This is a genomic window from Mycobacterium sp. 1465703.0, assembly GCF_001672975.1.
Classification (GTDB): Bacteria; Actinomycetota; Actinomycetes; order Mycobacteriales; family Mycobacteriaceae; genus Mycobacterium.
This window is the reverse complement of sequence record NZ_LZKU01000035.1, coordinates 1-9,864: the sequence shown is the minus strand read 5'-3', so window position 1 is coordinate 9,864 and position 9,864 is coordinate 1. Positions and strand designations below refer to the sequence as shown.

General features: G+C 69.2%; 8 protein-coding genes and 1 pseudogene. All 9 read left to right on the top strand.

Annotated features, from left to right (window positions below; translation table 11 throughout):
* The coding region (murD, locus tag A5625_RS03430) for a UDP-N-acetylmuramoyl-L-alanine--D-glutamate ligase (RefSeq protein WP_066989056.1) at positions 1-977 on the top strand (977 nt) is incomplete at its 5' end.
* A 7-nt stretch (positions 978-984) separates the two neighbouring features.
* Complete coding sequence (gene ftsW, locus A5625_RS03425; RefSeq protein WP_066989054.1) at positions 985-2,661, top strand: putative lipid II flippase FtsW; 1,677 nt, start codon at positions 985-987, stop codon at positions 2,659-2,661.
* Positions 2,658-3,875 (top strand): undecaprenyldiphospho-muramoylpentapeptide beta-N-acetylglucosaminyltransferase, encoded by a 1,218-nt coding sequence (gene murG, locus A5625_RS03420; RefSeq protein WP_066989052.1) that lies wholly within the window; start codon positions 2,658-2,660, stop codon positions 3,873-3,875. Before ftsW ends, murG begins: the two co-directional genes overlap by 4 nt.
* Positions 3,872-5,344: a UDP-N-acetylmuramate--L-alanine ligase gene (murC, locus tag A5625_RS03415; RefSeq protein ID WP_066989050.1), complete on the top strand. Its 1,473-nt coding sequence runs from the start codon at positions 3,872-3,874 to the stop codon at positions 5,342-5,344. The genes murG and murC overlap by 4 nt, the downstream gene beginning before the upstream one ends.
* Positions 5,341-6,330: a cell division protein FtsQ/DivIB gene (locus A5625_RS03410; protein WP_082984248.1), complete on the top strand. Its 990-nt coding sequence runs from the start codon at positions 5,341-5,343 to the stop codon at positions 6,328-6,330. Before murC ends, A5625_RS03410 begins: the two co-directional genes overlap by 4 nt.
* 266 nt (positions 6,331-6,596) lie before the next feature.
* Complete coding sequence (gene ftsZ / locus A5625_RS03405; protein WP_066989058.1) at positions 6,597-7,757, top strand: cell division protein FtsZ; 1,161 nt, start codon at positions 6,597-6,599, stop codon at positions 7,755-7,757.
* Positions 7,758-7,836: 79 nt separating this feature from the next.
* On the top strand, positions 7,837-8,544 hold the full coding sequence (gene pgeF / locus A5625_RS03400; RefSeq protein ID WP_066989048.1) for a peptidoglycan editing factor PgeF: 708 nt from the start codon (positions 7,837-7,839) through the stop codon (positions 8,542-8,544).
* Positions 8,545-8,549: 5 nt separating this feature from the next.
* On the top strand, positions 8,550-9,335 hold the full coding sequence (locus A5625_RS03395) for a YggS family pyridoxal phosphate-dependent enzyme (RefSeq protein WP_066989060.1): 786 nt from the start codon (positions 8,550-8,552) through the stop codon (positions 9,333-9,335).
* Between the two features lie 66 nt (positions 9,336-9,401).
* Positions 9,402-9,864: pseudogene (locus A5625_RS30655) on the top strand (hypothetical protein); the annotation flags it as partial.

Sequence of the window (9,864 nt, the reverse complement as noted above, 5' to 3'; positions counted from 1 at the left end):
CCGGCGACCTACTGGCCGTCGAGCTGTCCAGCTTCCAATTGCATTGGGCGCCTTCGCTTCGGCCCGAGGCCGGCGCGGTGCTCAACATCGCCGAAGACCATCTCGACTGGCACGGCAGCCTGGCCGCCTACGCCGCGGCGAAGGCGCGGGTGCTCGATGGCCGGGTGGCGGTGGTCGGCCTGGACGACGACCGGGCGGCCGCGCTGCTGAACACCGCCCGGGCGCCGGTACGGGTCGGCTTCCGCTTGGGCGAACCCGCGGCGGGGGAGCTGGGCGTGCGCGCCGGCCATCTGGTGGACCGCGCCTTCGCCGACGACCTGACCCTGCTGCCGGTCGAATCCATCCCGGTGCCGGGCCCGGTCGGGGTGCTCGACGCGCTAGCCGCCGCCGCCCTGGCGCGCTGCGTCGACGTGCCGCCCGAGGCGATTGCGGCCGCGGTCGCCTCCTTCCAGGTCGGCCGGCACCGGGCCGAAGTCGTGGCCGTCGACGGCGGAATCACCTACGTCAACGACTCCAAGGCCACCAATCCGCACGCAGCCGAGGCATCGGTGCTGGCCTACCCGCGAGTCGTCTGGATCGTCGGCGGTCTGCTCAAGGGCGCATCGCTGGACGCCCAGGTCGCCAGGATGGCGTCCCGGCTGGTCGCAGCGGTGCTCATCGGCCAAGATCGGCAAGAGGTTGCAGAGGCGTTATCGCGACACGCGCCGGATGTCCCCGTGCTCCACGTTGTGACAGGCGAGGATGCTGGTATGGATGCGACTGCTGTGGTTTTTGGGGCAGATGTGACAGAAGTGAAACAATCGGGCGGCAATTTGGGCACTGCGGTCATGCAGGCGGCGGTGGCCGCGGCCCGGACCGTGGCGACGCCCGGTGACACCGTCCTGCTGGCACCCGCGGGCGCATCGTTCGACCAATTCGCGAGTTACGCCGACCGGGGCGACGCATTCGCGGCCGCCGTGCGCGCAGCGATCCGGTAGGGCAGGCGTGGGTAACGCACTGACCCGGCTGCTGCGCCGGGGTAAAGACGCCGCCGAGACCGCCGCCGAAGCGCCCGGGCCGGCCGACGACGCCGACGCCACGGACGACAGCGCGGAAACCAGGGCCGAGAAGAAGGCCGACCAGCAACACAAAACCAAGAAGGACAAGGCCGCAGCCAAAGAGGGCGGTTCACCCAGCCGGTTCGGGGCCTGGCTGGGCCGGCCCATGACGTCGTTCCACCTGATCATCGCGGTGGCCGGGTTGCTGACGACGCTCGGCCTGATCATGGTGCTGTCGGCGTCGGGCGTGCGGTCCTACGACGCCGACGGATCGGCCTGGATCATCTTCGGCAAGCAGGTGCTGTGGACGGTGATCGGGCTCGTCGCCTGCTACGCGTCGTTGCGGATGTCGGTGCGGTTCATCCGGCGCGTCGCATTCACCGGCTACGTCGTCACGGTCATCCTGCTGGTGTTGGTGCTCGTTCCCGGTATCGGCAACCTGGCCAACGGATCTCGTAAGTGGTTCGTGGTCGCGGGCTTTTCGATGCAGCCGTCCGAGCTGGCCAAGATCGCCTTCGCCATCTGGGGCGCGCACATGCTCGCCGCCCGCCGCCTGGAGCGGACGAGCCTGCGTGAATTGCTGATTCCGCTGGTGCCCGCGGCGGTGATCGCGCTGGCGCTGATCGTGGCGCAGCCCGACCTCGGGCAGACGGTGTCGCTGGGCATCATCTTGCTGGCCCTGCTGTGGTACGCCGGCCTGCCGCTGCGGGTGTTCGTGACCTCATTGATGGCGGTCTTCGTGGCCGGCGCGGTGCTGGCCATGTCGGCCGGGTACCGGTCGGACCGGGTGCGGTCCTGGATCAACCCCGAAAACGACCCGCAGGACACCGGTTATCAGGCCCGGCAGGCGAAATTCGCACTGGCCCACGGCGGTATCTTCGGCGACGGTCTGGGCCAGGGCGTGGCCAAATGGAACTACCTACCCAATGCCCACAACGACTTCATCTTCGCCATCATCGGCGAGGAACTCGGCTTCATCGGCGCGTTCGCGCTGCTGGTGCTGTTCGGGTTGTTCGCCTACACCGGGATGCGGATCGCCCGCCGCTCCGCCGATCCGTTCCTGCGGCTGCTGACCGCCACCACCACGATGTGGGTGCTGGGCCAGGCGTTCATCAACATCGGTTACGTGATCGGCATCCTCCCGGTCACGGGTATTCAGCTGCCGCTCATCTCTGCTGGCGGAACATCCACAGCCGCAACGCTTTTCATGATCGGCATCATGGCCAATGCGGCCCGTCACGAACCCGAGGCGGTGGCCGCGCTGCGGGCCGGCCGCGACGACAAGGTGAACCGGATCCTGCGGCTGCCGCTGCCCGAGCCGTATTCGCCGACGCGGCTGGAGGCGTTCCGCGACCGCAAACGCGCCCGCCCGAAATCGGCCTCGAAATCGGCTGAGGCGTCGCGCAAGGGCGCCGGGTCGTCCGGGCGAAAGCCGTCGCGCAAGGCCGATGGACCGCTGCGGCAAGCACCACCGCGAAAGGCCGGCCGACCGGCCCGCCAGACTGGGGGTAACGCCCGTTCACGGGCGAGGCATCATGTATCTGGCCAGCGCTATGCCAGTCAGGGTGCCGGCCTGAGTCAGGGACGACGCGCTCGCACATTGGAAGGTCAGCGTTACGGGTGAACGACACGGTCAAGCAGCCGACCGGCGGGCGGGGGGCAAACCCCTTGCCCGCCGGTGCCGCGTTGCCGTCTTTTCCTTCGCTGTCGGTGGTGCTGGCCGGCGGTGGCACCGCCGGCCATGTCGAGCCGGCGATGGCCGTCGCCGACGCGCTGAGCGCACTTGATCCGCAGGTCAGGATCACCGCGTTGGGCACCGCCCGCGGGCTCGAGACCCGGCTGGTGCCCGAGCGCGGCTATCACCTCGAGCTGATCACGCCGGTGCCGTTGCCCCGCAAGCCCAGTGGCGACCTGGCCCGGTTGCCGTCGCGGGTGTGGCGGGCCGTCCGGGAAACCCGTGCGGTGCTGCGCGCGGTCGACGCCGACGTGGTGATCGGGTTCGGCGGGTATGTGGCGCTGCCCGCGTATCTGGCCGCTCGCGGCGTGTCGCCGCGCAAACCGCGGGTGCCGGTGGTCATCCACGAAGCCAACGCCAGCGCGGGGCTGGCCAACCGGGTCGGCGCGCGTAGCGCCGAGCGGGTGCTCTCCGCGGTGGCCGATTGCGGGCTGCCCCGCGCCGAGGTGGTCGGGGTGCCGGTGCGCGAGGCCATCACCGCGCTGGACCGCGCAGCGCTGCGCGCCGAAGCCCGTCGCCACTTCGGTTTCACCGACGACGCCCGGGTGTTGCTGGTCTTCGGCGGCTCGCAAGGCGCGGCCTCACTCAACCGGGCGGTCTCCGGGGCCGCCGCCGAGCTGGCCGCCGCGGGTGTGGCCGTCTTGCACGCGCACGGCCCGAAGAACACGCTCGAGCTGCGCGAACCCCAACCGGGCGATCCGCCGTACGTGGCGGTGCCCTACCTCGACCGGATGGATTTGGCCTATTCGGCGGCCGACCTGGTGATCTGCCGGTCCGGCGCGATGACGGTCGCCGAGGTCTCGGCGGTGGGCCTGCCGGCCATCTACGTGCCCCTGCCGATCGGCAATGGCGAGCAGCGGCTCAACGCGCTGCCGGTGGTCAACGCCGGCGGCGGCATGATCGTTGCCGACGCCGATCTGACGCCCGAACTGGTCGCCCGGGAAGTGGCGGGGCTGATGGGCGATCCGCCGCGGTTGGCGGCCATGACCACCGCCGCCGCACGGGTGGGGCATCCCGACGCGGCCCGCCGGGTTGCCCAGGCGGCGCTGGACATCGCCAGAAAGGCGCAGCTCGGCCGCTTGGCGGCCGGAGGCACGCCGTGAACACCGAACAGCTGCCGCCCGAGCTGCAGCGGGTGCACATGGTCGGCATCGGGGGAGCCGGCATGTCGGGCGTCGCCCGCATCCTGCTCGACCGCGGCGGCCTGGTATCCGGCTCGGACGCCAAGGAGTCGCGCGGCATCCATGCACTGCGCGCCCGGGGCGCGCAGATCAACATCGGGCACGACGCGTCCGCGCTGGATCTGTTGCCCGGCGGCGTCACCGCGGTCATCACCACCCATGCCGCCATCCCGAAAACCAATCCCGAGCTCGTCGAGGCGCGGCGGCGCGGCATTCCGGTGATCCTGCGGCCGGCCGTGCTGGCCAAGCTGATGGACGGGCGCACCACGCTGATGGTCACCGGCACACACGGCAAGACGACGACGACGTCGATGTTGATCGTGGCGCTGCAGCATTGCGGACGCGACCCGTCTTTCGCGGTCGGCGGTGAGATGGGCGAGGCCGGAACCAATGCCCACCACGGCAGCGGCGATTGCTTCGTCGCCGAAGCCGACGAGAGCGACGGCTCGCTGCTGGAATACACGCCCAACGTCGCCGTGGTCACCAACATCGAGACCGATCACCTGGACTTCTACGGCAGCGCCGACGCCTACGTCGCGGTATTCGACGCCTTCGTCGAGCGGCTGGCCCCCGGCGGAACACTGGTGGTGTGCGTCGACGACCCGGGGGCCGCGGCGTTGGCGCGGCGCACGGCCGAACTCGGTATCCGGGTGCTGCGATACGGCTCCTCGCCGGCAGAGGGGTCGCCGCAGTTCGGTGACGAGTTGGCCGCCACCTTGCTGTCCTGGCAACAGCAGGGCATCGAAGCGGTCGCGCAGATCCAGTTGGCCGGCGAGCAGCACCCACGGGTGATGCGGTTGTCGGTGCCGGGGCGTCATATGGCCCTCAACGCGATGGGTGCGCTGCTGGCGGCGATCGAGATCGGCGCCCCGGCCGACGCCGTGCTGGACGGGCTGGCCGGCTTCGAGGGCGTGCGCCGACGATTCGAACTGGTCGGCAGCGCGGCGTCGGTGCGGGTGTTCGACGACTACGCCCATCACCCCACCGAAATCGTCGCCACGCTGGCGGCGGTGCGCACCCTGCTCGAGCAGACCGGCGACGGCCGTAGCATCGCCGTGTTCCAGCCCCATTTATATTCGCGGACAAAGGCTTTCGCCGAGGAGTTCGGACAAGCGCTGGACGCGGCGGACCAGGTCTTCGTGCTCGACGTCTACGGCGCTCGCGAGCAACCGCTGGCCGGCGTCAGCGGGGCCAGCGTCGCCGAGCACGTCAGCGTGCCGGTGCGCTACCTCCCGCATTTCTCGGCCGCCGCCGAGCAGGTGGCCGCGGTGGCCCGGCCCGGCGACGTCATCGTCACCATGGGAGCCGGCGATGTGACGCTGCTGGGGCCCGAGATCGTCACGGCGTTGCGGGTGCGGGCCAACCGTGGCGCCCCCGGGGCGTTGCGATGACGCAGCCGGACGATCCCGCGCCGGTCAATATGGTCGGGGATCAGGCCGGAGCTCAGCTGCCATCGGGCCGCGCCGACGACAGCGCGGTCACCGAACCGCTCATCACCGGCACCAGCGCGGACCGGCCGGAAACCGTCCCGAAGGCCGATCAAGAAGCCGATCAGGCCGAAGTCGAGGGGCCGCGCCGGCGGGCCCGGCGGGAACGTGCCGAACGCCGGGCCGCGCAAGCCCGCGCCACCGCCATCGAAGAAGCGCGCCGCGAGGCGAAACGCCGGGCCAGCGGACGGCTGATCAACGAGCCCAAACCCGTTGCGCGGGGCGTTGTCCGGGGCCTGAAGATGCTGTTGGTGACGGTCCTGATGGTGATTGTCGGCATCGGGTTGGCGTTGATCCTCTATTTCACGCCGGCGATGGCGGCCCGCAACATCGTCGTCGTCGGCACCGGAGTGGTGACCCGCGACGAGGTCCTGGATGCGGCGCGGGTGCGGCCGGGAACGCCGCTGCTGCAGATCAACACCAGCCAGGTCGCCGACCGGGTGGCGGCGATCCGGCGAGTGGCCAGCGCGCGCGTGCAGCGCCAGTATCCGTCGGCACTGCGGATCACCATCGTCGAGCGATTCCCGGTGGCGGTCAAGGACTTTCCCGACGGACCGCACCTGTTCGACCGTGATGGCGTGGACTTTGCGACCGGGCCGCCGCCACCGGCGCTGCCGTACCTCGACGTCACCGACCCGGGGCCGAACGACCCGACCACCAAGGCCGCCCTGCAGGTGCTGACCGCGCTGCGGCCCGAGGTCGAGGGCCAGGTGGGGCGGATCGCGGCGCCTTCGGTGGCCTCGATCACCCTGACGCTGGGCGACGGCCGGGTGGTGATCTGGGGGACCACCGACCGCACCGACGAGAAGGCCGAGAAACTCGCCGCCCTGCTGACCCAGCCCGGGAAGACCTACGACGTGTCCAGCCCCGACCTGCCGACGGTCAAGTAGCGATCTTCGTCACGTCGCGCGGCGCGATCCGCCGTCGAACAGCGCTCACGCCGACGCGCGCGCGGGAATTGCCCAAAATTTGCGGGACGCGTGTCGGCGCGCCTGCCGGGTTAGGGCGCGCCATACCCATACCGTTCTGGTTGCGCGGAACTACTTGACATAACTCTAACTCTATGGTTGAGGTTGAGAGTTTGCCGGGAAGGCCGCGAACGTCCGGAGGAGCCCACCGCCGGGAGAACTAAGTCCATCAGGGAGGAAGACGAATGATGACCCCCCCGCATAACTACCTGGCCGTCATCAAGGTCGTGGGTATCGGTGGCGGCGGCGTCAACGCCGTCAACCGGATGATCGAACAAGGCCTCAAAGGCGTGGAGTTCATCGCGATCAACACCGACGCCCAGGCGCTGTTGATGAGTGATGCCGACGTCAAACTGGACGTCGGGCGCGACTCGACCCGCGGCCTGGGTGCCGGGGCGGACCCGGAAGTCGGTCGCAAGGCCGCCGAGGACGCCAAGGACGAGATCGAAGAACTGCTGCGCGGCGCCGACATGGTCTTCGTCACCGCCGGTGAGGGCGGCGGGACCGGCACCGGCGGCGCGCCGGTGGTCGCCAGCATCGCGCGCAAGCTGGGCGCGTTGACCGTGGGTGTGGTCACCCGGCCGTTCTCGTTCGAGGGCAAGCGGCGTGGCACGCAGGCCGAGAGCGGCATCGCCACGCTGCGGGAGAGCTGCGACACCCTGATCGTCATCCCCAACGACCGCCTGCTGCAGATGGGCGACGCCGCGGTATCCCTGATGGACGCGTTCCGCAGCGCCGACGAGGTACTGCTCAACGGCGTGCAGGGCATCACCGACCTGATCACCACCCCGGGACTGATCAACGTCGACTTCGCCGACGTCAAGGGCATCATGTCGGGCGCCGGCACCGCCCTGATGGGTATCGGCTCGGCCCGCGGCGAAGGCCGGTCGCTCAAGGCCGCCGAGATCGCCATCAACTCGCCACTGCTGGAACAGTCCATGGAGGGCGCGCAGGGCGTGCTGATGTCCATCGCCGGCGGCAGCGATCTGGGTCTGTTCGAGATCAACGAGGCGGCCTCGCTGGTGCAGGACGCCGCCCATGGGGAAGCCAACATCATCTTCGGCACCGTCATCGACGACTCGCTGGGCGATGAGGTGCGCGTCACCGTCATCGCCGCGGGGTTCGACGCGGCGGGGCCCAGTCGCAAGCCGGTTATCGGGGTTAGTGCCGATAAAGAGGAGAAGACCGGCGGTGCGCACCGGATCGAATCGGCGAAGGCCGGCAAGCTGACCTCGACTTTGTTCGAACCGGTCGACGCGGTCAGTGTGCCGGTACACACCAATGGGTCGACTTTGAATATCGGCGGCGATGACGATGACGTCGACGTGCCGCCGTTCATGCGCCGCTGAGACCATGCCCGTGACCCTGGAACCCCGACCGGCGCAGTCGGGGCCGCCTGGCCGACAATGGAATCCGGATACTGGTCACGTGAGCGTTCGCATTCGGCGGGTGACCACCACCCGCGCCGGTGGCGTCTCGAAGCCGCCGTTCGACACCTTCAACCTGGGCGACCACGTCGGGGACGACCCGGCGGCGGTGGCCGAAAACCGGGCTCGGCTGGCCGCCGCCGTCGGCCTGCGCCCCGGCCGGGTGGTGTGGATGAACCAGGTCCACGGTGACCGGGTCGAGGTGGTCGACGGGGCGCGTGACACCGCGGTCGACGACACCGACGCGTTGGTGACGCGCACGGCCCGACTCGCGCTGGCGGTGGTGACCGCCGACTGCGTGCCGGTGTTGATGGCCGACGCGCGTGCCGGTGTGGCCGCCGCGGTCCACGCCGGCCGGGTCGGCGCGCAGCGCGGTGTGGTGGTGCGGACCGTCGAGGCGATGCTGAAGCTTGGAGCGCGGGCCGAAGACATCTCGGCTCTGTTGGGCCCGGCGGTCAGTGGCCGCAACTACGAAGTGCCCGCGGCGATGGCCGACGAAGTGGAAGCTGCGCTGCCGGGCAGCCGGACCACCACCGCCGCTGGAACTCCGGGCTTGGATCTGCGGGCCGGAATCGCTTGCCAGCTAAGGGATTTGGGCGTTACGGCAATCGACATCGATCCGCGGTGCACGGTGGACGACCCGACGTTGTTCAGTCATCGACGGGATGCGCCGACCGGGCGACTGGCCTCCATGGTCTGGATGGAGTGACCGCGATGGCGGTAAGAGCACCAGCCCCAAAAAGCGGAAGCGACCGCGAATCGGAATTGACCCACGCATTGGCGTCGGTGCGCTCCCGCCTTGCAGCGGCGGCAGAAGCGGCCGGCCGCAATGTCGGTGAAATCGAAGTTCTGCCTATTACCAAATACTTTCCAGCAACCGATGTTGTGACTTTGTCCCGATTGGGTTGCCGCGCCGTTGGCGAATCGCGAGACCAGGAAGCGACCGCGAAAGTCGCCGAAGTCACTCGGTTGTTGACGGCGTCCGCGCGGGCGAACGTGGGAAATCCGCGCTGGCACATGGTCGGTCATATTCAGCGGAACAAAGCTCGATCCGTGGCGCGCTGGGCGCACACCGCTCACTCGGTCGACAGCGCGCACCTGGTGACCGCGCTCGACAAGGGAGTGGCCGCGGCGCTGGCCGAGGGTCGCCGCACCGACCCGATGCGGATCTACGTTCAGGTCAGCCTGGACGGTGACGAGTCTCGCGGCGGCGTCGACATTTCCCGACCTGGGGCCGTCGATCAGGTGTGCGCCCAGGTCGAGGAGTCGAAGAACCTGGACCTGGTCGGGTTGATGGGGATTCCGCCGCTGAACGCGGATCCCGATGAGGCCTTTGACCGGCTCCGATCCGAACATCGGCGGGTACTCGAAACGCATCGCGACGCGGTCGGGCTGTCCGCCGGCATGTCGAACGACTTCGAAATTGCCGTCAAACACGGTTCGACATGTGTGCGTGTCGGTACCGCGCTAATGGGTCCCCGCCGGTTACCGTCACCGTAAGTAGTCACTGCAGTAACAGCTTTATCACTAACACCAGTACTCCCAGGGGCTAGAAGGGTCAACGCAATGAGCACACTGCACAAAGTCAAGGCCTATTTCGGTATGGCTCCAATGGATGACTACGAGGACGAGTATTACGACGACCACGCGCCGTCCCGTGGTTTTCCGCGGCCCCGATTTGACGACGGATACGGTCGCTACGAGCAAGACGACTACGACGATCCGCGCCGCGAGCCCGCCGACTACCCGCCGCCGGGTGGTTATCGCGGCGGCTACGGGGACGAGCCTCGCTATGGTGCCGTCCATCCCCGCGAGTTCGACCGGGCCGAGCGGGGCGGGCCGCAGCGTGGTGATCTTGGACAGCGGGTGGCCCTCTTCGAACATCATCGCCATCCGGCGCGGGTCCATCGCCAGCGCTCCGCGGGTGGAGTTGCGCAACCACGATCCAAAGCGCGGCCCGCCCCGCTCGGCCCGGTCGAACTCGCGGGGATGGACGGCACCATAGCGAGGCTCGTCCCCGTAGCCGCCG

What these genes read in the sequence shown, in the direction of transcription:
- A5625_RS03410 (WP_082984248.1), top strand. Translation starts at nt 5,341, where the DNA reads ATGACGCAGCCGGACGATCCCGCGCCGGTCAATATGGTCGGGGATCAG.
- ftsZ (WP_066989058.1), top strand. Translation starts at nt 6,597, where the DNA reads ATGACCCCCCCGCATAACTACCTGGCCGTCATCAAGGTCGTGGGTATC.
- A5625_RS03395 (WP_066989060.1), top strand. Translation starts at nt 8,550, where the DNA reads ATGGCGGTAAGAGCACCAGCCCCAAAAAGCGGAAGCGACCGCGAATCG.